General features: G+C 39.1%; 20 protein-coding genes. 14 read left to right on the top strand and 6 right to left on the bottom strand.

Annotated features, from left to right (window positions below; all coding sequences use genetic code 11):
• Window positions 1-453 precede the first annotated feature (453 nt).
• The 3 genes from F8B77_RS05895 to gltB form a co-directional block, all read right to left on the bottom strand.
• The gene (locus F8B77_RS05895; protein WP_425277987.1) at window positions 454-885 is read right to left on the bottom strand and encodes a DUF1499 domain-containing protein; all 432 of its coding nucleotides are present in this window, start codon (window positions 883-885) and stop codon (window positions 454-456) included.
• 113 nt (window positions 886-998) lie between these two features.
• Window positions 999-2,471: a glutamate synthase subunit beta gene (locus tag F8B77_RS05890; protein ID WP_151654513.1), complete on the bottom strand. Its 1,473-nt coding sequence runs from the start codon at window positions 2,469-2,471 to the stop codon at window positions 999-1,001.
• Window positions 2,471-7,018 carry a glutamate synthase large subunit gene (gene gltB / locus F8B77_RS05885; RefSeq protein WP_151654511.1) on the bottom strand — a complete coding sequence of 1,516 codons (4,548 nt, stop codon included), beginning with the start codon at window positions 7,016-7,018 and terminating at the stop codon, window positions 2,471-2,473. The genes F8B77_RS05890 and gltB overlap by 1 nt, the downstream gene beginning before the upstream one ends.
• 570 nt (window positions 7,019-7,588) lie before the next feature.
• Between gltB and mnmL the strand changes: the two genes are divergently transcribed.
• Genes mnmL through F8B77_RS05870 form a run of 3 tightly spaced genes read left to right on the top strand, consistent with a single transcriptional unit; the run spans window position 7,589 to window position 11,406 of the window.
• A complete protein-coding gene (gene mnmL, locus F8B77_RS05880) occupies window positions 7,589-8,533 on the top strand; it encodes a tRNA modification radical SAM protein MnmL/YtqA (RefSeq protein WP_151654509.1) in 945 nt (314 codons plus the stop codon).
• A 54-nt stretch (window positions 8,534-8,587) separates the two neighbouring features.
• Window positions 8,588-10,951, top strand: a complete 2,364-nt coding sequence (gene arcB / locus F8B77_RS05875) for an aerobic respiration two-component sensor histidine kinase ArcB (protein ID WP_151654507.1) — start codon at window positions 8,588-8,590, stop codon at window positions 10,949-10,951.
• A gap of 8 nt (window positions 10,952-10,959) precedes the next feature.
• Window positions 10,960-11,406, top strand: coding sequence for a membrane lipoprotein lipid attachment site-containing protein (locus tag F8B77_RS05870; RefSeq protein ID WP_151654505.1), 447 nt, complete (start codon window positions 10,960-10,962; stop codon window positions 11,404-11,406).
• Between the two features lie 72 nt (window positions 11,407-11,478).
• Here the strand turns inward: F8B77_RS05870 and arcA are convergent, their stop codons facing one another.
• On the bottom strand, window positions 11,479-12,198 hold the full coding sequence (gene arcA / locus F8B77_RS05865; protein WP_130059996.1) for a two-component system response regulator ArcA: 720 nt from the start codon (window positions 12,196-12,198) through the stop codon (window positions 11,479-11,481).
• Between the two features lie 446 nt (window positions 12,199-12,644).
• Between arcA and F8B77_RS05860 the strand changes: the two genes are divergently transcribed.
• From F8B77_RS05860 to thrC, 4 genes are all read left to right on the top strand, one after another.
• Window positions 12,645-13,121: a putative 4-hydroxy-4-methyl-2-oxoglutarate aldolase gene (locus F8B77_RS05860; protein ID WP_130047737.1), complete on the top strand. Its 477-nt coding sequence runs from the start codon at window positions 12,645-12,647 to the stop codon at window positions 13,119-13,121.
• A 401-nt stretch (window positions 13,122-13,522) separates the two neighbouring features.
• Window positions 13,523-15,982: a bifunctional aspartate kinase/homoserine dehydrogenase I gene (thrA, locus tag F8B77_RS05850; RefSeq protein ID WP_151654503.1), complete on the top strand. Its 2,460-nt coding sequence runs from the start codon at window positions 13,523-13,525 to the stop codon at window positions 15,980-15,982.
• 1 nt (window position 15,983) lies between these two features.
• On the top strand, window positions 15,984-16,940 hold the full coding sequence (gene thrB, locus F8B77_RS05845; RefSeq protein WP_151654501.1) for a homoserine kinase: 957 nt from the start codon (window positions 15,984-15,986) through the stop codon (window positions 16,938-16,940).
• The gene (gene thrC, locus F8B77_RS05840) at window positions 16,937-18,220 is read left to right on the top strand and encodes a threonine synthase (RefSeq protein ID WP_130087844.1); all 1,284 of its coding nucleotides are present in this window, start codon (window positions 16,937-16,939) and stop codon (window positions 18,218-18,220) included. The genes thrB and thrC overlap by 4 nt, the downstream gene beginning before the upstream one ends.
• Window positions 18,221-18,344: 124 nt before the next feature.
• On the opposite strand, the gene grcA is transcribed toward thrC, so the two are convergent.
• The gene (grcA, locus tag F8B77_RS05835) at window positions 18,345-18,722 is read right to left on the bottom strand and encodes an autonomous glycyl radical cofactor GrcA (RefSeq protein ID WP_045102834.1); all 378 of its coding nucleotides are present in this window, start codon (window positions 18,720-18,722) and stop codon (window positions 18,345-18,347) included.
• A 362-nt stretch (window positions 18,723-19,084) separates the two neighbouring features.
• Here grcA and nfo point away from each other — a divergent pair, with 362 nt between their 5' ends.
• The 3 genes from nfo to F8B77_RS05820 all read left to right on the top strand — a co-directional run bounded on the left by nfo (window position 19,085) and on the right by F8B77_RS05820 (window position 21,390).
• Window positions 19,085-19,933, top strand: a complete 849-nt coding sequence (gene nfo / locus F8B77_RS05830) for a deoxyribonuclease IV (RefSeq protein WP_130087843.1) — start codon at window positions 19,085-19,087, stop codon at window positions 19,931-19,933.
• On the top strand, window positions 19,933-20,601 hold the full coding sequence (gene ung, locus F8B77_RS05825) for a uracil-DNA glycosylase (RefSeq protein ID WP_151654499.1): 669 nt from the start codon (window positions 19,933-19,935) through the stop codon (window positions 20,599-20,601). Before nfo ends, ung begins: the two co-directional genes overlap by 1 nt.
• A 261-nt stretch (window positions 20,602-20,862) precedes the next feature.
• Window positions 20,863-21,390, top strand: coding sequence for a hemerythrin domain-containing protein (locus F8B77_RS05820; RefSeq protein WP_130044932.1), 528 nt, complete (start codon window positions 20,863-20,865; stop codon window positions 21,388-21,390).
• 66 nt (window positions 21,391-21,456) lie between these two features.
• On the opposite strand, the gene F8B77_RS05815 is transcribed toward F8B77_RS05820, so the two are convergent.
• A complete protein-coding gene (locus tag F8B77_RS05815) occupies window positions 21,457-21,636 on the bottom strand; it encodes a DUF3545 family protein (protein WP_165366873.1) in 180 nt (59 codons plus the stop codon).
• A 749-nt stretch (window positions 21,637-22,385) separates the two neighbouring features.
• Between F8B77_RS05815 and F8B77_RS05810 the strand changes: the two genes are divergently transcribed.
• From F8B77_RS05810 to F8B77_RS05795, 4 genes are all read left to right on the top strand, one after another.
• Window positions 22,386-23,819 carry an alanine/glycine:cation symporter family protein gene (locus F8B77_RS05810; protein WP_151654497.1) on the top strand — a complete coding sequence of 478 codons (1,434 nt, stop codon included), beginning with the start codon at window positions 22,386-22,388 and terminating at the stop codon, window positions 23,817-23,819.
• 112 nt (window positions 23,820-23,931) lie between these two features.
• Window positions 23,932-24,711 carry a peroxide stress protein YaaA gene (gene yaaA / locus F8B77_RS05805; RefSeq protein WP_151654495.1) on the top strand — a complete coding sequence of 260 codons (780 nt, stop codon included), beginning with the start codon at window positions 23,932-23,934 and terminating at the stop codon, window positions 24,709-24,711.
• Window positions 24,712-24,965: 254 nt separating this feature from the next.
• A complete protein-coding gene (gene mscS, locus F8B77_RS05800) occupies window positions 24,966-25,826 on the top strand; it encodes a small-conductance mechanosensitive channel MscS (RefSeq protein ID WP_151654493.1) in 861 nt (286 codons plus the stop codon).
• A gap of 132 nt (window positions 25,827-25,958) precedes the next feature.
• Window positions 25,959-26,654, top strand: a complete 696-nt coding sequence (locus F8B77_RS05795) for an oxidative stress defense protein (protein ID WP_151654491.1) — start codon at window positions 25,959-25,961, stop codon at window positions 26,652-26,654.
• Window positions 26,655-26,686 lie beyond the last annotated feature (32 nt).

The following is a 26,686-nucleotide window of genomic DNA, read 5'->3' as shown; positions in this document are numbered from 1 at the left end:
GTATAAAAGTAAAATGATGCAAAATAGACACTGCGAAGTGGTAGTTCAGTTGGTTAGACTTTCTATTGGAGAGCTTAGCGGCCTGTCACGCAGGGGGACGTGTCGCTCTCAAGGTTAATAGAAAGTCCCGTTAACGTAGCCACTATACTAAGAAACCCTAATCGAAAGATTAGGGCTTTTTTACGTCTGTATAAAAGTAAAATGATGCAAAATAGACACTGCGAAGTGGTAGTTCAGTTGGTTAGACTTTCTATTGGAGAGCTTAGCGGCCAGTCACACCGGGGGACGTGTCGCTCTCAAGGTTAATAGAAAGTCCCGTTAACGTAGCCACTATACTAAGAAGCCCTAATCGAAAGATTAGGGCTTTTTTACGTCTGAATAAAAGTAAAATGATGCAGAATAGACACAGCGAAGTGGTAGTTCAGTTGGTTAGACTTTCTATTGGAGAGCTTTTTACTGAGAAATAATGTTTTGTTCTAGTAGCATCGTTCTTAATTGTTCTACGCGCTTTTTATTTACACCAAAGTCAGAGTGTCCAGTACGAGACTCAGAGCGAACAATAAGATTACTGCTTTCTATTCTAAGCTCTAAGTCATCAACAAAGCGAAAGAGCGTACTTGTTGATTCTATTCTGGCATAATTTTCTTTAATTACTGCTATTTTTGCTCCTTTCAGTTGTTCTGCTATTTGAGCGATAGTCTCTATTGTTGTGTCGGGGTTATTAAGTGTGAAAGGGGCGGCGCTGAAGTCAGCTCTAGTTTCTAGTGTAGAGATACAATTAGGTTTATCTGCACACATCATTTTTGATTTATCAGGCATATTGTCGATCCCTTTACTGCAGGCGGTAAGTGTTAGCAATATTGAAAATATGGTGAGTATTTTTATCATAGGTAAGTTCATTATTTTGAATAGGCGTTGTCAGTATAGAATAAAAAAGGCCAACATCGAAATGTTGGCCAAAGGTTTGGAAGGAAACCTGAATTAATCTATTCCAAAAACTATGATGCTGATAGCATTAGTGAATCCGCTTTTGCTTCTAGGTTCGAGTTACCCATTAGGTAAGCATCGATTTCTCTAGAGCATTCACGGCCTTCATTAATACAACGTACAATCAGGGATTGACCAGTACGCATATCACCCGCGGCAAAAACACCTTTTTGATTAGTAGCATAACCATCAGTTGCTACGTTACCGCGATCATCCAGTTTAATATCTAATTGAGCTAATACACCTGTTGGTTCTGGGTGCAAGAAGCCCATAGCTAAGAAGGCTTGATCACAAGGGATCACTCGTTCACTACCTGAAACTTCATCAAATCCTGGACGCTCACCTGGCTTCGCATCTTGCCAAACAATATCAGCAACACGTAGGCCTTTCACATTACCTGCATCATCAGAGATAAATTCTTTGGTTAGGATATTCCAATGACGCTCACAGCCTTCTTCGTGAGAAGTAGTTGTTTTCATGATCATTGGATATTGAGGCCAAGGCATATTTGCAGGGCGTTTTTCTGGTGGGATCGGCATGATCTCAACCTGAGTAATACTTGCTGCGCCATGACGATTCGATGTACCTACACAGTCAGAACCTGTATCGCCACCACCAATAACAACAACATGCTTACCTTTAGCGTGGATCTCTTTAGTTTTAAGATCCATATTATTAGCACGGCGATTGTTTTGACCTAGGAACTCCATCGCAAAGTGAACGCCATTGAGTTCACGACCTGGAATTGGTAGATCTCGTGGAACAGTAGAACCACCAGTGAGTAGAACGACGTCGAAGTCTTGGCGTAATTGCAGGGCATTAATATCGACACCAATATGCGCATTTACTTCAAACTTGATACCGGCATCAGCCATTAAGTTGATTTTACGATCAATGATATCCATACCTAACTTGAAATCAGGGATACCAAAGCGCAGTAGACCACCAACTTTTTCATCGCGTTCATAGACAGTGACAGAGTGACCAGCACTGTTTAATTGTTCAGCCGCGGCTAAACCAGCAGGACCTGAACCGATAATAGCAACCGTTTTTCCTGTGCGAGAACGAGGTTTTTTAGGTTGCGCGTACCCTTCACGGTACGCGGTTTCTACAATCGTTTTTTCGATATTACAGATAGTGATTGGGTCTTGATTGATACCAAGAACACAAGCACTTTCACAAGGAGCAGGGCACACTCGACCGGTGAATTCAGGGAAGTTATTGGTTGAACTTAAGATCTTCCATGCTTCTTCCCAGCTATCACGGTATACCGCATCATTAAACTCAGGAATGATGTTACCGATAGGACAACCGTTGTGACAAAAGGGAACACCACAATCCATACAACGAGAGGCTTGTGTGCCAATCTTATCGCCAAATTCTTCGTTTAAAACAAATTCTTTATTGTCTTGAATTCGAACCGTTGGGTCGAGTTTCTTTGGTAGCTCACGACCATGTTCTAAAAATCCAGTAGGCTTACCCATTATACTGCCTCCACTTCTTCCGTTTGTGCCTGTTGTGCTTCAGCTTTACGCTTTTGAAGAACCGCTTTGTAGTCACGCGGCATCACTTTAGCCAGAGAGGCTAAGTTTGCTTCAAAGTTATCTAAGAAAGACTGAGCAACTTCACTTCCTGTGAATTCAACATGCTTAGTTAGCATTTCTAATAGAAGATCTTTATCTTCTTGTTCGATAGGGTCTAGGTCGACGAGTTCAGGGTTTAGTTTGCTTTCGAAATCACCAGACTTATCCCAAACATAGGCAACACCACCGCTCATACCTGCCGCAAAGTTACGACCCGTTGAGCCAAGGATAACGGCAACACCACCAGTCATGTATTCACAACCGTGATCACCAACCCCTTCTACAACGACTTTTGCACCTGAGTTACGTACACAGAAGCGCTCACCAGCCATACCACGAATATACGACTCACCAGAAGTTGCGCCGTAGAAACAGACATTACCGACAATAATGTTATCTTCAGCGACAATCGTTGATTTTGCGTTTGGATAAAGCACTAGCGTACCGCCAGATAAACCTTTACCCCAATAGTCATTCGCATCCCCTTCGACTTCAAATTTCACGCCTTTTGCAAGGAATGCACCTAAACTTTGCCCAGCAGAGCCATTGAACTTCACGTTCATTGGTTGTGGTAAGCCTTGGTCTTTATACACTTTTGATATCTCATTCGACAGCATAGTACCTACACTTCGGTCGGTATTTAGGATATCGAACTCAGTAGTAACTGTTTCACCTTTCTCTAGAGCAGGAATAGCAGCTTGGATAAGCTTGCGATCAAGAACATCTTCAAGATTATGCTGTTGTTGAATTTGGTTATAAATGCCATCTTCAGCACGAGGTTGTTCAACATGGAGTACTGGAGTTAAATCTAAGTTTTTGTATTTCCAATGGCCGATATCATCACGAACTTTTAGTTTATGAGATTGACCTACCATTTCATCAATAGAGCGGAAACCAAGTTCAGCCATCACTTCTCGTAGACCTTCAGCCATGTATTGGAAGAACGTAACTACGTCTTCTACGCGGCCGTCAAAGCGCTCACGCAATGTTTTATTTTGTGTTGCGATACCAACAGGGCAAGTATTCTTATGACACTTACGCATCATGATACAACCTTCAACAACCAGAGCTGCGGTTGCTACGCCCCATTCTTCAGCACCAAGAAGCGTTGCTACTGCAAGATCTCGAGGTGTTTTCATTTGGCCATCAGACTGAACAACGATACGGTTACGTAACCCATTTTTCAGTAGTGTTTGGTGTGTTTCTGCTAGACCAAGTTCCCACGGAAGGCCTGTATGACGGATAGATGACATTGGCGATGCACCCGTACCACCATCAAAACCAGCGATAAGAACGACGTCTGCTTTTGCTTTGGCTACACCAGAGGCGATAGTACCAACACCCGCCTCAGATACTAACTTAACGTTAACGCGACCTTTACGGTTGGCGTTTTTCAGATCGTAAATAAGTTGTGCTAAATCTTCGATTGAATAAATATCATGGTGTGGCGGTGGTGAAATCAGACCAACTCCAGGAGTTGAGTGACGTGTCGCACCGATCCAATCATCGACTTTATCACCAGGTAGTTGACCACCTTCGCCAGGTTTTGCACCTTGAGCCATCTTAATTTGTAGTTCATCAGCGTTAGTTAGGTAGTAAGACGTTACACCAAAACGGCCTGATGCGACTTGTTTAATAGCAGAACGTTCCCAGTCACCGTTGTCTTTTTTCTCAAAACGAATCGGGTCTTCACCACCTTCGCCTGAGTTAGATTTAGCGCCGATACGGTTCATTGCAACAGCAAGTGTTGAGTGAGCTTCGTGTGAGATAGAACCAAACGACATTGCACCAGTGGCAAAGCGTTTTAGAATATTCTCAATTGGCTCTACTTCTTCTAAAGGAATAGATCCTGCTGGATTTTTGATGAAATCTAATTGGCTACGTAATGTTGCTGCATCATCACCTTGATCATCAACCGCCTTCGCGTATTTCTTAAATTGCCCGTAATCTTTATTACGAGTTGACTCTTGAAGTAGTGAAATTGTCTCAGGGTTAAACAGGTGTTTTTCACCACGTTGTTTCCACTGATATACGCCACCCACATCAAGTACTTGAACAGGGATCTCACGAGTTGGGTAACCAACACGGTGACGGATTAACACTTCTTTTGCGATATCATCAATCGTTAGACCTTGGATACGAGAAACGGTCCCTGTGAAGTATTTATCAACCACTGATTTACTGATACCAAGCGCTTCAAAGATTTGGGCACCATGGTATGACTGCAGTGTTGAAATACCCATCTTAGAGAAGATCTTAAGCAGGCCGCCGTTAACCCCTTTACGGTAGTTATCAAACAATACTTTTGGATGTACTGTTGGGTCTAGCTTCTTAACTCGTTGAAGTTCAACAATGGTTTCAATAACAAGATATGGGTTAACTGCGTTTGCGCCGTAACCAACCAATGTTGCAAAGTGATGAGTTTCACGAGCATCACCCGTTTCAATTACGATGTCACATTTAGCACGTAACCCTTTACGAATTAGGTGGTGATGAACCGCACCAACTGCAAGCATTGCAGGAATAGCTGCGTGGTTTGAGTTTACTGCGCGGTCTGTTAGTAGAATGATAGAGTAGCCATCAACGACGGCATCTTCTGCATACTGACAGATACGTTTAAGTGCACGCTCAAGTTTGCCAGCATCTTCATTGGCTTGGAATACGATATCTAGCGTTTTAGCTTGTAGATGCTCGTTATCAATAGCACGCAGTTTTTCTAGCTCAGAGTTAGAAAGAACCGGTGATTCAAGTTCAACTTTCTGGCAGTGCTCAGGCGTTTCAGCAAGTAAGTTTTGGTCTTTACCTAAATAAGTGTTTAGCGACATAACCATACGCTCACGGATCGGGTCGATCGGTGGGTTAGTTACTTGAGCAAACAACTGCTTAAAGTAGTTAGATAAATGCTGTGATTGATGAGATAGAATCGCCAGTGGCCAATCGGCACCCATTGCAGTTAATGGCTCATAAGCCGTTTTTGCTAATGGTAGGATAATCTCATTCACTTCTTCAGAGGTAACACCAAACGCTTGTTGACGGTTCAGTAGGCGCTCAGGAGAAGGTTGGCTGTATTGGTTTGTTGCTTCAGGCAGTTTATTTAAGCTTAGAAGGTTCTCTTCAACCCATTTTTCATAAGGTTGTGATTTCGCAATGCCATCTTTTACTTCTTCATCAGAAATAATTCGGCCTTGCTCTAAGTCAGCAACAAAGATACGGCCCGGTTGTAAACGACCACGGAACTCAACATTTTCTGGGGCAATTTCAACAACACCAGATTCTGATGCCATAACAAGGAAATCATCTTTAGTTACGGTATAACGAGAAGGACGAAGACCGTTACGGTCAAGAGTAGCACCTACTTGGACACCATCGGTGAAACAAACAGACGCAGGGCCATCCCAAGGTTCCATTACGTTTGCGTGGTATTGATAGAACGCACGACGTGTAGGGTCCATGTTTTTATTTTCTTGCCACGCTTCAGGGATCATCATCATTAATGCGTGTGGCAAGCTACGGCCAGAAAGAACCAGCAGTTCTAGCGCCATATCAAAGTTCGATGAATCTGAGCTGCCTTCCTGACAAATCGGAAGTAGCATATCCATTTCTTGTTGGCTAAATAAATCAGACTCTATAATAGCTTCACGGGCTTTCATCCAGTTCAAGTTGCCACGAACTGTGTTGATCTCACCATTATGCGCGATGTAACGGAATGGTTGAGCTAAACGCCAGCGAGGGAAGGTATTTGTAGAGAAACGAGAGTGAACCAGCGCTAATGCCGTCACCATTGTTGGGTTTTGTAAATCAAGGAAGTACTGTGGAACTTGCTCAGTCGTTAATTGACCTTTATAAACAAGTGTTTTGTACGATAGAGAGTTGATGTAGAAATCATCACCAATATTAGAAATACTTTCCAAACAGACTCGAACGGTGTAGTTACGTAGAACATACAATTTACGTTCAAGCTCTTCTGGGGTCATTGATGGGCCACCAGAAATAAATACATGCTCAAATTGAGGCTCTGTACTTAGTGGATCGTCGCCTAGCATTGAATTATCGACAGGAAGAACGCGATAACCAATGATTTCTAAATCAAGACGTTGAGCATTACGCTCTAAAATATCTCTACATTGTTGACGTTTATGCTCATCTTTAGGGAATAAGACAACACCAACACCGTATTTCTCAAAAGATGGCAGTTTAATACCAAGTTTTACGGCTTCTTCTAATAAAAACTCATGAGGCTTTTGTAAAAGAATACCCGCGCCGTCACCACTGCATGGATCACAGCCTTGACCACCACGGTGTTCCATACGAGCAAGCATATCAAGTGCTTGAGTAACCACATCATGAGATTTACGGTTTTTGAGGTGAGCGACAAAACCGATACCACACGCATCATGCTCCAACTCGGGAGTATACATGCCTTGTGTATTCTGCTCTCTATCTACCATAGATACATCCTTCCAGTATTATGCAGACACAACTTCTCTACGTAAGTTTCTGTCTAGTCCTTTGCTAAATTTTAAATCGCACTTGCTGTGAGTTAGTCTCAAGAGGTAGCAAGTTTGAATCCATTCTGGTGTTTGCGGGCATCACTTCATATGACGTGCAAACAAACCCAATCCATTGTGGTATCTATCAAATACACCTTTATCCATTGTATTTGTTGTTTGAGAGTAGATACCACTATCGAAAAACCACAACATTCGTGTTGGTGGCAAATTAAACTATATAAACGATGTAACTATCCTACATTTTTGTCATATTAAATACCAACGAAAGTTGCACGTAATTTTCACTTTTTTTGCTCAAAATGAATAAGTATTTATAATAATTCGGCTTTTTTTGCGATAAATTGCCTCTTTATGCGCCTTTTCTTGATATAAATTACGATTAAGATGGGTGACTTTCGATATTATTTACGGTCTTTTTTTACAAACGAGTTAGCAACTTTCACAAATAGGAGTGAGACTTCTTTTTATTTGTGAACTAAGTGTTTGATTTATTAATTGGTTATCGCAATGCAACTTCATGAACTAGCAAATACCTTTGGGCAAGATCTACAACGCCGTTATGGCGAAAAAGTACATAAACTTACTCTTCATGGTGGTTTTAGTTGCCCAAATAGAGATGGAACGATTGGAAAGGGGGGGTGCACCTTTTGTAATGTCGCTTCATTTTCTGATGAACAAGAGCAGTTCAAATCGATTCATGATCAACTGACAGATAGAGCTGGAGAAGTGCAGAGAGCGAAAAAGTATCTTGCCTATTTTCAGGCGTATACGAATACCTTTGCTGAAGTGCAGGTATTAAAAAGTATGTATGAAGAAGCACTTAAGTCGGCCAATATTGTTGGATTATGCGTTGGGACACGCCCTGATTGTGTGCCAGATGCCGTATTGGATTTACTAAAAGGGTATGTTAACGATGATGGCTATGAAGTTTGGTTAGAGCTTGGATTACAAACGGCCAATGATAAAACATTAAAGCGTATTAATCGAGGTCATGACTTTGCCTGTTATGATGAGATTACTCGTAAGGCGAGATTGCTTGGAATTAAAGTATGTACTCATTTAATTATTGGTTTGCCAGGAGATACTCAAGATGACTACCGAGCAACATTAGCAAAGGTACTTGAAACGGGTACCGATGGATTAAAGCTGCATCCTTTGCATATCGTAGAGGGAAGTACCATGGCAAAAGCATGGCGAGCAGGAAAAATTGAAGCACCAGAAATGGATGATTATGTTGATATAGCTTGTGAGTTAATCCGATTAACGCCACCAGAGATTGTGTATCATCGAGTGTCAGCAACAGCAAGACGACCTACTTTACTTTCGCCATTATGGTGTGAGCCTCGCTGGTTAGGGTTAACTAACGTAGGTATGGCCCTTAATAAAAAAGGGGCGCAAGGTTCGCTGATAAACCAACCCTTCAAATATACAACGCCAATATTGAAAAAATAACTCAAATAGAACTAACCCTGATATTATTTAGTTGAATACTATCAGGGTGTGTTTATGAAGCAGTTAAAAATTCTCGCGCAATTTTATGTCGATCTCATGGTGAGACTTGGCATTGTTCGTTTTAGTCTCTTACTTGCCATTGCATTAGTCGCATTGGCCGTTATTGTCCAAGTTGGCGTTACACTTGTATTAAGTGGTGAAGTCAATGATTTGGATATTGTCCGTTCCGTTTTCTTTGGTTTGCTTATAACGCCTTGGGCTGTCTTTTTCTTATCTGTTGTCGTTGAACATTTAGAAGACTCACGTCAGAGACTTTCTAAATTAGTTAGTAAGATGGAAGAGATGCGTACTCGTGATTTAGAGTTAAATAAAAAATTACAGGGCAATGTTAAGAAACTTAACCAAGAAATTGAAGAGCGTGAAAAAGCAGAAGATGCTCGACAAGAAGCGATGGAAGATCTCGAAAATGAAGTTTTTCAGCGTGAAAAAGCACAATTAGAGTTAGCAGAACAAACGGCATTGCTTAGATCTTACCTAGATACTTCTCCTGATATTATTTATTACCGTAATGAACTAGGTTTATTTTCTGGCTGTAATAAAGCCATGGAAGAGCTGACGGGTAAAATAGAAAAAGAATTAATTGGTTTATCTCCTAAAGACGTTTATAACGCAGAGGTTGCGGCAAAAGTTATTGATACCGATAGACAGGTACTGCAAGATAATAAGCCATTAACTTATGAACAATGGCTAGATTACCCTGATGGGCGAAAAGCATGTTATGAGCTCAGTAAAATTCCTTTCTATAGTAAGTCGGGACGTCATCTTGGTTTGGTCGGCTTTGGGCGAGATATAACAGAGCGCAAAGAGTATGAAGAGGCACTACAAAAAGCCAGTCGAGATAAAACCACCTTTATTTCTACCATTAGCCACGAATTACGCACGCCACTAAATGGTATTGTTGGCTTAAGTCGTATGTTATTAGATACCCGTCTTGATGATGAACAGCATAACTATATGCGAACCATTAATGTCAGTGCGATCACGCTTGGTAATATCTTTAACGATATTATCGATATGGATAAGTTTGATCGTCGTAAATTAGAATTACTTCCAAAACCTCTTGATTTTATAAGCTTTGTTACTGAGATGGAAAACATTTCAGGTTTGATGGCTGAGCAAAAAGGTCTTCGTTTCGATCTTGAGCGATTAACAGACTTACCAGCAAATATTAGTGTTGATAGTACACGCCTCCGCCAGGTACTTTGGAATCTAGTTGGTAATGCGACTAAATTCACTAAAGAAGGCAGTGTCGTAATGTCTGTGGGCGCAGAGATATATTCTGACAGTGCAGAAATAACCTTTGAGATTGAAGATACTGGCATTGGGATCCCTGAATCAGAGTTAGACAATGTATTTGCAATGTACTATCAAGTAAAACAAGGCAAAGATAATCTGCATGCCGTCGGAACAGGCATTGGCTTAGCGGTATCTAAAGAGCTTATTAATCTGATGGATGGAGACATTACCGTCAGTAGTGAAATAGGGTTTGGTAGTACATTTACCGTAACGATCAATGTGCCATTAGTCGATTCTGTAGAAGAAGAAGAGGCGATGCCTGAGGTAAAAAGCGCGAAGTCACTACGTATCTTTATGCTGGAAGATATTGAATTAAATATCACGGTTGCTCGCTCGTTGCTTGAAAGTCTCGGGCATACTGTTGATGTTGCCATGTGCGGTGAAGATGCTCTTAATCAATTTGATCCAACCCAATACGATTTAGCGTTACTTGATATTCAGTTACCAGATATGACTGGGTTTGATGTTGCTCAGGCATTAAGAGAAAGGTTTGATGAATTACCGCCACTTGTTGCTTTAACCGCTAATTTATTGAAAGAGAAAGATGAATATTTTGAAAAAGGCATGGATGAAGCAATAAGCAAACCTCTTAGCGTGAAAGCACTAACAGAGGTGCTTGAGTTATTTTCGATGTCGGATAAGAAAATAATTCAAAAGCAATTACAGCAACCGATTAAAACGGCCGAGCAATTGGAAAATGAGCAATTGATTGAGCGTTTATTGGATATAGAGATGTTAGAGTCATATATTGACATTGTTGGTACTAAACCTGTTTATGCCAGTATAGAAATGTTTGAAAAAAGCATGAAGGAATACATTCAAATCTTAGATACTAATATGACAGCAAGAGATCAAGACGGTATTGTATTTGAAACACATAAGATGAAAGGTGCTGCAGGCTCTATTGGGTTAAAGCATATTCAACAAGTCGCTCAAAAGGCTCAATCGCCAGAATTACCAGCATGGTGGGAAAACATTGATGACTGGGTTGAAGAGATAAAAAATGAATATGAAAATGATATTCAAATATTAAAAAGCTGGTTAGAGCAGCAAAATAAATAAGGAATAGCATGAAAAAGGTACTATTAGCTTCAGTAATGGTGGTTGCGTTATCAGGGTGTCAAATGACAACAGAGCAACAAGCAGATTGGAAGCAAGATAATAAAATTGAAATGATGAATGCTCAAATTCAACTTGATTCAGCTGTATGGATTGATCAAATGCCAACCATAGGCGAAAAAACAGATGAAAGTAAGGTTAATTTTGCACTGACATTAACATCAGAACAAGTAATTGCGCCTGAGTTAATGATTGATAAAGTTATTCTTCGTCAAGGTGATAATTCGTGGTCATTATCATATGATGAGTTCGAAGTGAGAGTTCATGATAACCATACATGGGAAGTTACAGGTCAATCTTTCTATGATATAGATGCGACACAAGTTATTGATATTGCGATTGAAGCAAATAATGAGTGGATTGTTGAAACTGATATTCAGGTTGATACGGTTTATTAGTTGTTTTGTATAAACTAAAAATGCCCAGCTATCACTAGCTGGGCATTTTTTATTGGATAAAATAAAAGAGGTTTATAGCTCTTCTAAATCACCACAAAAACGGTAACCTTCACCGTGAATCGTAGCAATGATTTCTGGAGTATCAGTTACTGATTCAAAGTGCTTACGGATACGACGAATTGTCACATCAACCGTACGATCGTGCGGCTTAAGCTCACGACCTGTCATTTTTTTCAGAAGATCAGCACGAGTCTGGATCTTACCTGGGTTTTCACAGAAGTGAAGAAGAGCACGGAACTCTGAGCGAGGAAGCTTGTAGCTTTCGCCGCTTGGACTAACAAGAGAACGGCTATTAATTTCAACTGTCCAGCCATTGAACGCATAACGCTCAACTGTTTTCTTATCTTCAACAGTTGTGCTTTGGTTCATTGAACGAGTTAATAGGTTACGAGCACGAATAGTAAGTTCGCGAGGGTTAAATGGCTTAGTGATGTAATCATCAGCGCCAATTTCTAAACCTAAAATCTTATCAACTTCGTTATCACGGCCTGTTAGGAACATAAGAGCCATATCACCACGCTCGCGAAGTTCACGAGCAAGAAGAAGGCCATTTTTGCCTGGAAGGTTGATATCCATAATCACAAGATTAAGTTGTTGCTCAGAAAGCACAGTGTGCATCTCTTCGCCATCGCTCGCTTCAAAAACATTGTAGCCTTCAGCTTCAAAAATGCTTTTAAGTGTATTACGAGTTACGTGTTCATCTTCAACGATTAGGATCTGAGGGGTTTGCATGGGCGGTACCTAACTAACTGGTTAAAGTCAAAAGTAGAATTAATAGTACTAATTCTATAATAAAAAATTTACAAATAGGAAATATATTCTTCAATAGTAAACTAAAATGTTAATTGAAGAATAGAAACCTAAACGGTACGCCATCCTTGGTGGTTGTTATTGAATATATAATCAATAACATGATAAAGCTCTAAATTCGTGAGCTACTCGCTGAAACTCCAATAGAAGGGAGATTTTAATCCCTTAACACCACTCTAACAATAAGCGATTTTTATTTCCATACATTTTATTGATTTAAGTCAATATCAACTAAGGTCAATACAGTGTAGTAATGAATATAGACACATATCTATATTAAAACTGTAAATATCTATGCGATTTATCGCTAAATATTTTAACAAATGTTGTTATTGTAGAGTCAACTTTACAAACAAGGAGAAAATAAAATGGATTTATTACCTGATATTTGTGATCAATTTGAAGAGAAAGTACAGCTGATTGATGTCGAGTTTAAAAACTATGGTGGAAAAGCATGCTTTTATGGTGAAATTGTAACAGTTCGTTGCTATCAAGATAACTCTTTAGTAAGAGAGGTTTTGCAAACTAGCGGAAAAGGCAAGGTGTTAGTGATTGATGGTAATGGCTCTTGCCAAAAAGCGTTATTGGGTGATCAGGTCGCTACACTTGCTGTAGAAAATCAATGGGAAGGCGTTATCGTTTATGGTGCAGTACGTGATGTCGGTGCGATACAGAATATGCCATTAGGTTTGAAAGCGCTAAATGCCTCCCCATTTAAGACAGAAAAAAGAGGAGCAGGAGAAAAACAAGTGTCCGTTACTATTAATACTCAGATCATTTCTCCTGGTGATTATATTTATGCTGATCTTAATGGGGTTTTGATGAGTAAAGAGTTGTTAATTTAATTGCAGAAGTTAAATCTATAAAATTTTATTTTATATTTAATACTCAATAACTTGAGGCGATATATTCTTCTTTTGTTAAATGAATGAGTAAACTTTTGGTTGACTTGTAAGCAGAAAGTAAGGTAGTTATGGTATATCGCAATCATTTATTTCAGAGTTTTTATAATATGTTTACTATCAGCTCAATGATTATTACCACAACAATTACCGGCACCATGGTTGCTGGGGTGGGTTGATACGCGTAAGTATTTTAAAAAGCCCGCCCTGATTTTCAGAGCGGGTTTTTTTTTGCAATTTCGTTACTAATTCTTAACTGTATTCTTTCATTATTGACCGAAAAGGTTATTATGCTAAGAGCAGTAAGGATACTGCAGTAACACTCGTTTTTAGGGAGGATAGAAATGCGAGTATTAAAGTTTGGTGGTTCGTCATTAGCCGATGCAGATCGTTTTTTACGTGCCGCAGATATTATTGCCAATAATGCACAACAGCAAGACGTTTCAGTTGTGTTATCAGCTCCAGGAAAAGTGACTAATAAATTAGTTTCTGTAGTAGATAATGTTCTTAGCAATGGAGAAGCAGAATTACAGATTACAGAGCTAGAATCTACGTTTATTCAGTTATTTGATGGTATTTCTAACGCTCTTCCGCAAGTTGATCTTAAAACGCTTGAAAACAAGCTAAAAGACTCTCTTTCTCAACTTCGTCAATACGTCCATGGGATCACCTTATTAGGTATGTGTCCAGATAACGTATACGCAAAAATTATCAGTAAAGGCGAGCGCATTTCTATTGTAACAATGAAAGCGGTGCTTGAGGCCAAAGGCCAACCTGCAAGTCTGATTGACCCTGTTAAATATCTATATGCTCGCGGTGATTTTCTTGAAGGTGCTGTTGATGTTGATATCTCAACGCTCAACTTTAAAAATGAACCTTTGCCTTCTGGGCATGTAAACATTATGCCGGGTTTTACTGCGGGTAATGCAAAAGGGGAATTAGTTACTCTGGGTCGTAATGGTTCAGATTATTCTGCAGCTGTACTTGCAGCCTGTCTTCGTGCTGAATGTTGTGAGATCTGGACCGATGTTGACGGTGTCTATAATTGTGACCCTCGATTAGTTGATGATGCACGTTTATTAAAATCATTAAGCTATCAAGAAGCAATGGAACTCTCTTATTTTGGAGCCTCTGTTCTGCATCCAAAAACAATCGCGCCTATCGCGCAATTCCATATTCCTTGTTTGATTAAAAATAGTTTTAACCCTCAAGGCCCTGGTACTTTAATTGGACAGGATACTGGCGAAGATAATCTTGCGATTAAAGGAATTACAACACTAAACAACTTAACAATGGTTAATGTTAGCGGTCCGGGAATGAAGGGCATGGTTGGCATGGCAAGTCGTGTATTTGGTGCGATGTCTACTTCTGGTATCTCCATTGTTCTTATTACACAATCCTCTTCAGAGTACAGCATCAGTTTCTGTATTGAAGCTGAAGACAAATGTAAGGCTGAGCAAGTATTAAGAGAAGCGTTTGAACTTGAATTAAAAGATGGCTTACTAGAGCCGGTAGAATTCACTGATAACGTAGCAATTGTTACCTTAGTTGGTGATGGTATGCGTACATCTAAAGGTGTCGCATCTCAATTTTTTACTTCTTTAACTGAAGTAAACGTTAATATTATTGCCATTGCACAAGGTTCTTCAGAGCGAGCTATTTCAGCTGTTATTCCAGAAGATAAAATATCTGAATCAATTAAAGCCTGCCATGAGAACTTATTTAACAGTAAGCATTTTTTAGATGTGTTTGTTGTTGGTGTTGGTGGTGTTGGTGGCGAACTTGTCGATCAAATTAAGCGTCAGCAGCCAAAACTTGCAGAGAAAGGCATTGAAATCCGTGTTTGCGGTTTAGCAAATAGCCGTGGTTTATTGCTTGATAGTAAAGGTATTCCGCTAGATACTTGGCGTGATCGTATGAGTAATACGTCAGAAGAATTTAGTTTAGCTCGATTGATTGCTTTGGTGCAACGTAACCATATTATTAACCCTGTGATTGTCGATTGTACTTCTGACCATGGAATTGCAGCTCAGTATGTTGATTTCTTATCCGCTGGTTTCCATGTTATTACGCCAAATAAAAAAGCCAATACCGACTCAATGGCGTATTACCATCAATTACGTAATGCAGCGCGCGGTACTCGTCGTAAATTTATGTATGAAACAACAGTAGGTGCTGGTCTACCTGTTATTGAGAACTTGCAAAATCTCATTGCAGCAGGTGATGAGCTTGAAAAGTTCAATGGTATTTTATCCGGCTCTTTATCTTATATCTTCGGTAAGCTAGATGAAGGAATGTCGTTAAGCGAAGCAACAAATGTTGCAAAACAAAACGGCTTTACTGAACCTGACCCTCGTGATGATCTTTCAGGTATGGATGTCGCTCGTAAGTTGCTTATTCTTGCTCGTGAATCCGGCCTTGAAATAGAGCTAGATGATGTAGAAGTTGAGCAAGCTCTGCCACCAGGTTTTGATGATTCTGGCACAGTTGATGAGTTTATGGCTCGCCTTCCTGAAGCGGATGCTTATTTTGCTCAAGAGTCAGCAAAAGCGGCAGCAGAAGGTAAAGTATTGCGCTATGTTGGTGAAATTCTAGAAGGTAAATGTAAGGTACGTATTGCTGCTGTTGATGGTGATGATCCTATGTTTAAAATCAAGGATGGTGAGAATGCGTTGGCTTTTTATAGCCGCTATTACCAACCAATTCCATTAGTATTACGTGGTTATGGCGCAGGAACCGAAGTAACCGCTGCTGGCGTGTTCTCTGATTTAATGCGTACGCTTGGTTGGAAATTAGGAGTATAAAATGAGTGTTGTTGTTTATGCTCCAGCATCAATTGGTAATGTAAGTGTAGGCTTTGATGTATTAGGTGCCGCCGTTTCTCCTATTGATGGCACATTACTGGGTGATCGTGTTTTAGTTGAATTAGGAACCGAAGCTTTCACTTTAGCAACCGCAGGTAGCTTTGTAGATAAGTTACCGGAGAACCCAAAAGAAAATATTGTTTATGATTGCTGGCGTGTATTTGCAAGAGAGCTTGTAAAAAAAGGCACTGAACTTAAACCGATTCATATGGTACTTGAGAAGAACATGCCAATTGGCTCTGGGCTTGGTTCTAGCGCCTGTTCGATTGTAGCCGCATTAGATGCGTTGAATTTATTTCATGATAAGCCATTAACAGACATGGAAGTGTTGGCATTAATGGGGGAGATGGAAGGGCAGATATCAGGTGGTATTCATTATGATAATGTTGCTCCTTGTTATCTTGGTGGCCTGCAATTAATGGTTGAAGAGTTAGGTATTATTAGCCAAGAAGTTCCGTGTTTTGATGAATGGTATTGGGTGATGGCATACCCAGGAATTAAAGTATCAACAGCAGAAGCGCGTGAGATTTTACCTTCTCAATACCGCCGTCAAGATGTGATAGCACATGGTCGTAATTTAGCCGGTTTTATTCATGCATGTTATTCAAAGCAGCCTGAATTAGCTGCGAAAATGATTAAAGATGTGGTGGCTGAACCCTATCGTGAACGCTTATTACCTAACTTTGCGAAAGCGCGTGAATATGCAGCCTCAGCAGGAGCGCTGACAACTGGGATCTCAGGTTCTGGTCCAACGCTGTTTAGCATCTGTAAAGATAAAGACGTCGCTGAGCGAGTATCTCGTTGGCTACAAGAAAACTACGTACAAAATGATGAAGGATTTGTCCATGTTTGTCGTTTGGATAAGCAAGGCTCACAAGTAACAGGAAGTAAACTATGAAGCTGTATAACATAAAAGAAAATGATGAACAGGTCTCTTTTGGTCAAGCTGTTCGTCAAGGTTTAGGTCGTAATCAAGGACTATTTTTTCCATCAGAATTGCCTAAGTTTGATGATGTTGATGCGCTTCTAGCTGAAGATTTTATTCCTCGTAGCACTAAGATTTTATCTGCGTTTATTGGTGAGGAATTATCACAAGATACAGTGAAAAGTATGGTCGAAAATGCGTTTCAATTCCCAGCGCCAATCCATGCTGTAAAAGAGGGCGTTTATGCGCTTGAATTATTTCATGGCCCGACATTAGCGTTTAAAGATTTTGGTGGTCGTTTTATGGCGCAATCTTTAGCTGCGGTGACCGAAGGCAATGAACAAATTACGATTCTAACGGCGACATCAGGTGATACTGGTGCAGCCGTTGCTCATGCATTCTATGGTATGGATAACATTAAAGTCGTTATCCTTTATCCAAAAGGAAAGATCAGCCCGCTGCAAGAAAAGTTATTTTGTACACTAGGCAAGAATATTCATACCGTTGCCGTTGATGGTGACTTTGATGACTGTCAGGCATTAGTTAAACAATCGTTTGATGACGCTGAGCTACGTAAAGAAGTTGGACTGAATTCAGCAAACTCAATTAATATCAGCCGACTAATGGCGCAAATTTGTTACTACTTTGAAGCGGTATCTCAACTGCCAAAAGAAAAACGTAGTGATGTCGTTATCTCAGTACCAAGCGGTAATTTTGGTAATTTAACCGCAGGCCTGTTAGCTAAATCATTAGGCTTACCAGTTAAGCGCTTTATTGCTGCAACTAATGTTAATGACACCGTACCGCGCTACCTTGAAACTGGTAAGTGGGAGCCAAAAACGACGATCCCAACGATTTCCAATGCAATGGATGTGAGCCAACCAAACAACTGGCCTCGAATTGAAGAGCTATGTCAGCGTTTAGGTTGGGGCTTAGAAACGCTTGGTAAAGGTGCAGTGACGGATGAGCAAAGTGCTGAAACGCTAAAAGCAATGAATGCTGAAGGGTATTTATGTGAGCCACATGGTGCCATTGCTTATCGCATTCTTGAAGAGCAACTTAATGACGGTGAAACCGGGCTTTTCTTATGTACAGCACATCCTGCGAAATTTAAAGAAGTCGTCGATGATATCTTAGGTGGTGATCTTGAACTGCCTGCACCATTAGCTAAACATAATGCAATGGAGCTGTTATCTGAAGATCTTGCTAACGATTTTGATGCATTAAAAGCAGTACTTCGTAAAGTACAGTAACCAAAAGTATTAATAATAAAACTCAAATAGCACATCATAATTAATTGATGTGCTTTTTACGCATAAAAAAACGGCACTCATGAGCAATGAGTGCCGTTTTTATTGAATTCAATTCACTCTAAAATTATAGAGTTTCAGTGAATGTACGTGCGATAACGTCTTTTTGTTGTTCAGTAGTTAGAGAGTTAAAACGCACAGCATAACCAGAAACACGGATAGTCAGTTGTGGGTAGTTCTCTGGGTGTTTAACAGCATCTTCTAATGTATCACGTTGTAGAACGTTCACATTTAGGTGCTGACCACCTTCGATTTTTGGTGCTTTTTCAATTGCAACGTCACGGCTTTCGTATTCGCCTAGCTCGTTTGCTGCAATTACTTGATCTGCTTCAAAACCTGCTGTTGCAACAACACAACGTGCTTCGTTTTTCTCGCTATCTAGTAGCCAGATAGAGTTAAGAAGATCGTCATTTGCAGCTTTAGTAATTTGGATACCTGTGATCATTTTACTTTCTCCTAGTCCACTTTGTGGTTATTTTGTAAATATCTTATGGGTCACATTATATACATGATACCCTTACTTTGTATATTGATATAGGTCAAAAAACTACAAAAAGTGATAATTAATTCATCTTATAAACCTTGCTCTAAATCAATAAAGCACCATATAGCTAGTCTGTAGCACGAAAAATGCAGCCTACCACTTTATTGTTATACCTTTGTTTTGTTGTAATATTACTACAAAATGGTTTTTTATGTTGGTGCCAAAATAAAGGTTCAATTTTAGTAAGATGATAGAAATACTGACAAATAAAGTGTTTACCGTAATAATAGTGACGACGTTAATTTTGAAAGGAAAGTACAGAGATGAAATATATTGGAGCTCACGTATCTGCGGCCGGCGGGGTTGATCAAGCACCGAAGAGAGCCTATCAAATAGGAGCAAATGCATTCGCACTATTCACTAAGAATCAACGTCAATGGGCAGCCAAGCCACTAACAAGAAAAGTTATCTCTGATTTTAAAGCAAACTGTAAGCGCTTTGGTTTTTCAAGTGATCAAATTTTACCACATGACTCTTATCTTATTAATTTAGGTGCTCCAGAAGAAGATAAGTTAGAAAAATCTCGAGCGGCATTTATTGATGAGATGGAGCGCTGTAATCAGCTTGGTTTAACGTTATTAAATTTCCACCCAGGAAGCCATTTAAAGAAAATTTCAGAAGATGAGTGTTTAGCTTTGATTTCTGAGTCAATTAATTTAGCTCATCAAGCGGTTCCTGATGTGATTGCTGTTATTGAAAATACGGCAGGTCAAGGTACAAACCTAGGATGGAAATTTGAACATTTAGCTCAAATAATCGATCTGGTTGAAGATAAAACACGAGTAGGGATTTGTCTTGATACTTGTCACACCTTTGCGGCAGGTTATGACTTAGGATCGAAAGAAGCTTGCGATCATACCTTTGCTGAATTTGAGCGAATTGTTGGTTTTCAATATTTACGTGGTATGCATATTAACGATGCAAAAATTGAGTTAGGCAGCCGTGTAGATCGTCACCATTCTTTAGGGCAAGGAACTATCGGGTGGGATTGTTTTGAATACATCATGCAAGATGAACGATTCAATAATATCCCCCTTATATTAGAAACAATTGATCCTGAAATTTGGAAAGATGAAATATCTCAATTAAGAAAACTGAGCGAGAAGGCATAATGACAGTGACCTGGAATTCGGTTTTATCGGCTGAAAAAGAAAAAACCTACTACCAATCTATGATGGCAAAGATTGATAGAGAGCGAGCGCTTGGCAAAAATGTTTTCCCACAAGAAAAAGATATTTTTACTGCCTTTGACTTAACTGCTTTTAATGAGGTTAAAGTCGTGATTCTGGGCCAAGATCCATATCATGGTAAAGGGCAAGCACATGGTCTTTCTTTCTCTGTATTGCCTGGGATAAAAACGCCGCCTTCATTGCGTAATATGTATAAAGAATTAGCCGAAGATATTAGTGATTTTACTATTCCTGAACATGGCTACTTGGAGAGTTGGGCTAAGCAAGGCGTATTATTGTTAAATACAGTATTAACCGTTGAAGAAAGCAAGGCGCACTCTCACGCTAAGTTTGGCTGGGAAACATTCACAGATAGCATCATAGAGCAGCTGAACTTACATAGAGAAGGTGTAATCTTCTTATTATGGGGAGCTCATGCTCAAAAGAAAGGTGGGAATATAGATAAGGAACGCCACTCTATTTTAAAAGCACCTCATCCCTCTCCGTTGTCAGCTCATCGTGGTTTTTTTGGTTGTAAACATTTCTCAAAAGTGAATGAATTACTTAAATCGAAAAAGTTAGCAGAGATCAATTGGCATTCAGTTTCATAAGTTTGCTGTATAAATTTTGAACTAAATCCTGTGCTCTTATCTCAGTGATATACACTTAAGTTATCTTATACCAATCTACATAAGTATTTGATCATTCTTGCTTGTTAAAATCGATTATATCTGTGTTATAAATTTTGTAATTAGATCCACTAGTTACTGTAATTTATGCCTTGATCTAATCGATTTTTCCTACGCAATTATCTGAACAACTACTTATCCAGAATGGTATTAAATAAATTAAGAGACTGTAGGGAGGAAAGGATGCTGATAGAAAGCATATATAAAGAGCATGGGTATATTAATCGTATCATTCAGTTATTAGAGAGTAAGCTGTCTCGGCTAGAAGATGAAAAGAGCGTTAATTATAATGTGATCCGAGAAAGTGTTAGTTATCTGTCGTCTGTCGCAGAGAAGATGCATCACCCTAAGGAGGACATGATATATCAATATTATATTGATCATTATGGTGAGCATGAAGGGTTAGATAACTTACTGCAAGAGCATCACACATTATCAGACAGCACTGAAGCCTTCTCGATAACGATTGAGATGATTTTAAATGATGCGATTGTTCCCAAGGATATTTTTAAAGAGCACTTAAAAGCATTTACCTCTCGAGTACGACAACACCTTGAACTCGAAGAAAAAGAGATCTTACCTTTTCTTAAAGCACACCTGACCACCAACGATTGGGAGGAATTAGAAAGGAGTTGGATTGAAGAAGAAGATCCCGTATTTGGTAACATAATTGATAAACGTTATTTAGTGCTTGCTGAAAAGGTAAGATAGGTTTGTTGTCAATTAAAAAGGAGAGTTCCGTACTCTCCTTTTTGTTTAGTGATTTAATGTGATGTCTTATTTGAAGAAAGCCTCATCAATGCTTCCTTTGAATGAAGGATCGAGTTCTCTTAATTCATGTAATAGCTGACGACGATCTTGAAATGCTTCAATTTCTCGCCATAAACGCTTTTTTGGCTTCTTTTTAGTTGTTGATGTTTTTGTAGCTAATAAATCATTTAATGTGTACCCATCCATAAGCACCTCGTTTTATAAAATAATGAATCATTACAAAGAGTAAGTTATCTACCATCGTGTGTTATTAAATATCACAGAGTGTCGATTATGACCTTGAACTGTTTCTCATTTGTTTCTTTTTAATGAAATTTTTGTGAGATAACGGTCACTAAAATGACTTTAATTTTAATTAATAACGCCTAACAACCTTTTATTAATCTATTCCATACGGAATAAAAGTATATTTTTTTGTTTAACTTTTGTTAATGTAGATTCTTTTTTTTATTGGTTTTTTAGTCTATTACCTTGCTAAGGGTTGAGGTGCTTATTATTTTCTTAAGTAAAAATAGAGAGGATGAGCAACGTTGATATCTTACTGTTTTCTATGGCTGTGGAAGCGTATTTTCATAACGAAAACAACGTGAATTATTATTTGTTGATGTTTTTGCATTGATTTAAATGTCAATAGGATGATTTTTTATGTTGTGAAAATGAACGGCAAGTCCAAGGTTGTAGAAAAAGTGTCATAACTACAACATTTGTTTTTTATTGATTTTTTAGTAAATACTGAGCATCATTCAGCCCGCTAATCTTATTGGATGAGTAAATATTTAGATTTACTGCTAATAACTGAATAGAGTTGCACTGTGCAGAGTTAACTCTTCATCATAACCAAATAAATAATCGACAATAACAAGGAAGATTAGTAGGGGCACTTATAGTGATAAGTGTGTGCAATCATAAATTATTGACGTAATTGAGAGGGAAGTGTGACAAGTCTTATTAACTTACTGAATGACCTATTATGGGGTTCAGTACTGGTCTATTTATTAGTCGCTATTGGTATTTATTTTACTGTTCGTTTAGGGTTTATTCAATTCCGCCATTTTGGTCATATGTTTTCGGTTTTGAAAAACAGTAGAAAATCAGATCCATCTGGGATTTCATCATTTCAAGCCTTGTGTACTAGTCTAGCCGCCCGTGTCGGTACTGGTAATATGGCAGGTGTCGCTGTGGCGTTAACTGCTGGTGGCCCTGGTGCCATTTTCTGGATGTGGTTAATTGCCATGTTAGGTATGGCAACCTCCTTTGCAGAAAGTACATTAGCTCAATTATATAAAACTAAAGATGACGATGGTAACTACCGTGGTGGTCCTGCTTATTATATGGAGAAGGGATTGGGAATGCGCTGGATGGGCGTTTTATTCTCTATCTTTTTAATTATTGCGTTTGGTTTAGTTTTTAATGCGGTACAAGCCAACTCCATTGTAGGTGCAATGCAAACGGCGTTTGGTTGGGAACCTCTCTATGTTGGTATTGCGATTGTTATTATCTCTGCGGTTGTTATTTTTGGTGGCTTTAGAACGATAGCAAGAACCGCTGAAATTGTTGTTCCAGTTATGGCTTTGGCGTATTTGGCAATAGCATTGTTTATTATGCTAACCAATATCGAAAAATTACCAGGCGTTATTGCTTTAATTTTCAAAAGTGCGTTTGGTCTTCAAGAGGCCGCTGCCGGTGGTTTAGGCTACGCGATTGCCCAAGCAATGATTAATGGCATTAAACGTGGTTTGTTCTCGAATGAGGCGGGTATGGGTTCGGCACCTAATGCTGCAGCTTCAGCGACACCATATCCTCCGCACCCAGCATCTCAAGGTTATGTTCAAATGCTTGGCGTATTTATGGATACGATTGTTATTTGCTCTGCAACCGTCGCAATAATCTTAATGTCTGGCGAATATGTGCCACATGGTGAAGTGACAGGGATAGAGCTCACTCAATTGGCTCTAACGAGTCAAGTGGGTGACTGGGGCGGAATTTTTGTTGCTATTGCGATTTTCTTCTTTGCATTTACGTCAATTATCGCAAACTATTCGTATGCGGAAACAAACTTGATTTTTCTAGAACATAATCACAAAGCAGGTATTGGTATATTCCGTGTCATTGTATTGGGAATGGTTATGTTTGGTGCTTTATCTTCACTGCCAACGGTATGGGCACTTGCTGATGTTTCAATGGGACTAATGGCTATTGTTAACTTAATCGCTATTTCATTACTATCTGGCACGGTAATAAAGCTAGCTAAAGATTATAATAAGCAGTTGGCAGCGGGTAAAGTACCTACCTTTGATAGTAAAGATTATCCAGAGCTACACTCGCAGCTAGAAGAAGGTATTTGGGATAGTACAAAAGAACAAAAATAATCATTTGTTTTATCCATCAAAGAAATAGACAAAGCCACGCAAGCTAGCGTGGCTTTTTTATATCTGAATAGTTACTATCATAGTATATAAAAATACATAGGATATCTTGCTCATGCTTATTGTTGTTTCACCTGCGAAAACACTGGATTACGAAACGCCATTACCCGTTAAAACCTTTACTCAACCTGACTTTATTGCTGATTCAGCTGAGCTTGTAGAGGTATGTAAACAATTAACGCCATTAGATATCTCCGCCTTAATGAAGGTGAGTGACAAAATTGCAAGTTTAAATGCGGTGCGTTTTGAAGAGTGGTCAACGACGTTTACTCAAGATAATGCTCGTCAGGCCCTATTTGCATTTAAAGGTGATGTTTATACTGGGTTAGATGCAAACAGCCTAACGGAGAGTGATATCGAGTTTGCTCAAGCGCATTTACGTATGTTGTCTGGGTTGTATGGGCTATTGAAACCATTGGATCTTATGCAACCTTATCGCTTGGAGATGGGAACAAAGCTAGCGAATGGTCGTGGTAGTAATTTGTATCAGTTTTGGGGGAGTAAAATTACAGAGCAATTAAACCAAGTGTTGAAAGCACAAGGTGATGATGTTTTAGTGAACTTAGCCTCAAATGAATATTTTAAAGCGGTAAAACCAAAAGCATTAGCTGCAAAGGTGATAACCCCGGTCTTTAAAGATTGCAAAAATGGACAATATAAAATTATCAGCTTTTATGCCAAAAAAGCGCGAGGCTTAATGGCTCGTTTTATTATTGAAAACAGGGTGAAAAACAAAGAAGAGCTCAAAGAGTTTAGTGTTGCGGGTTATTACTTTGTAGACGCAGAATCAACAGAAAGTGAATTTGTTTTCAAAAGAGAAGAGCAACAAAAATAATTACGTCACGACAGCTGAATGTATTATTTTTGTAAGTAAAATGTAGTTAGAATAATTTAATCCGCTAGTGTTGGGTAGGTTATTGTAATTCAGGTTGTTTTTCTTTCTTATTGAAGAGAATAGAAAGAGAAAAGTGTATTTTAGAAAGAGATTTTACATCAAGCTGACGCTGATAGTGTTAGAATTGGTATAAATCGTCAATATATGGCAATCATCTCAATTTATACTGAGAATAACTATAAAGGACAAATTACATGGCAAATCAAGGTGCTGTGACTGATTTAGCTACTACAAGTGTGGCTAATTTAGAACATTGGCTAACAGATAATTCAGAGCTATTTATCACGTATGGAGTAAATATTATCTCGGCATTGGTGATCCTTTTTATCGGTAATATTATCGTTAAGAAAATCGCCGGTGGTGTAAGCAAGGCTCTTCAGAAAAAGAAAGTTGATAAGGCCGTTGTCGACTTTGTTCATACGCTGGTTCGTTACCTTTTGTTCATTATCGTTTTAATTGCAGCTTTAGGTAAAGTAGGCGTTCAAACCGCTTCTGTTGTTGCTGTTATTGGTGCGGCCGGCTTAGCGGTAGGCCTTGCGCTTCAAGGTTCATTATCAAACTTTGCAGCAGGTGTATTAATCGTAGCATTCCGTCCATTTAAGTCTGGCGATTATGTTGAGATTGGTGGGGTTGCAGGTTCTGTTGATTCAATTCAAATTTTCCAAACAATTCTAACTACACCAGATAATAAAATGGTTGTAGTGCCAAATGGTGGCGTTATCGGCAGTCCAATCACTAACTATTCACGTCATGCTACTCGTCGTGTAGACCATGTGATTGGTGTGTCTTACAGTGCTGACCTGAAGAAAACAAAAGAAGTGATTACGAAAGTTCTTGAATCTGATGAGCGTGTACTTAAAACACCGGCACCAACCGTGGGTGTTATTGCTCTTGCTGATTCATCAGTAAACTTTGTTGTTCGTCCTTGGTGTAAAACAGAACAATATTGGGATGTTTACTTTGATACGCTTCAAGCGATTAAAGAGGGTCTTGATAATGAAGGTATTGAGATCCCATTCCCACAAATGGATGTGCATTTAAATAAAGTAGACTAAGGTTTACTTAAATCAATACATTAAATGCTGCCTTCGGGTAGCATTTTTTTTGAATGGAACTTTGGTTGGCTAAGGGAATTATTTATTACTCTTATAGTCATAACCCTATGATGTTACTTTGAGATATTAACCATGAAAAAAATAATCAGTGCTTTATGTTTATCGGCTTGTTTAACGCCAATGGCTTTTGCTTCATCACCCGATTTTCCTCATCTTGAAGTATTAGGTACAGGAGAGGTACTTGTTGTGCCAGATATGGCGCAGTTTTCAGTTGATGTGGTAGAAAGTAAAGCAACCGCAGAAAAAGCAAAGCAAGCAGCAGATAAAGCAGTGACGAGTTTTCTTGCTCGTTTAGAAGTACAAGGTGTGAAACGTGAAAATATTAACAGTGGGAATATTCACTTAACACCAGAGTATCGTTATCCAAAAGGGAAAAAACCAGAGCTTGTTGGGTACAAAGCTATTCGTAATATTACGGTTACGGTAATGGATTTAAATAAATTAAATGGATACCTTGATAAAGCGCTAGGTGATGGCATCAATCGTATTAATCATATTGAATTAAAGACAAGTAAAGAGAAAGAATACATTGAAGCTGCACGTTTAGAGGCAATTAAAGATGCCAATGAAAAAGCAACATCATTAGCAAAAGGTTTTGGCAGTGAAGTTAAAGGGGTATGGAAGGTTTCTTATCGCAACAACTACAGCCAACCAGTCTTAATGAAAAGCATGAGAATGGATGCGGCTTCTAATGTTGCAGAAAGCTACCAAGATAACCAAATGGTGATTTCAGATTCAGTGTCTGTTGTTTATCGACTAAAGGAATAGTTGCTGAAGAGTAAAAAATAAAAAGGGGTTAC

This window comes from Aliivibrio finisterrensis, assembly GCF_008933155.1.
GTDB lineage: Bacteria > Pseudomonadota > Gammaproteobacteria > Enterobacterales > Vibrionaceae > Aliivibrio > Aliivibrio finisterrensis.
This window is presented reverse-complemented; position numbering and strand designations above follow the sequence as displayed.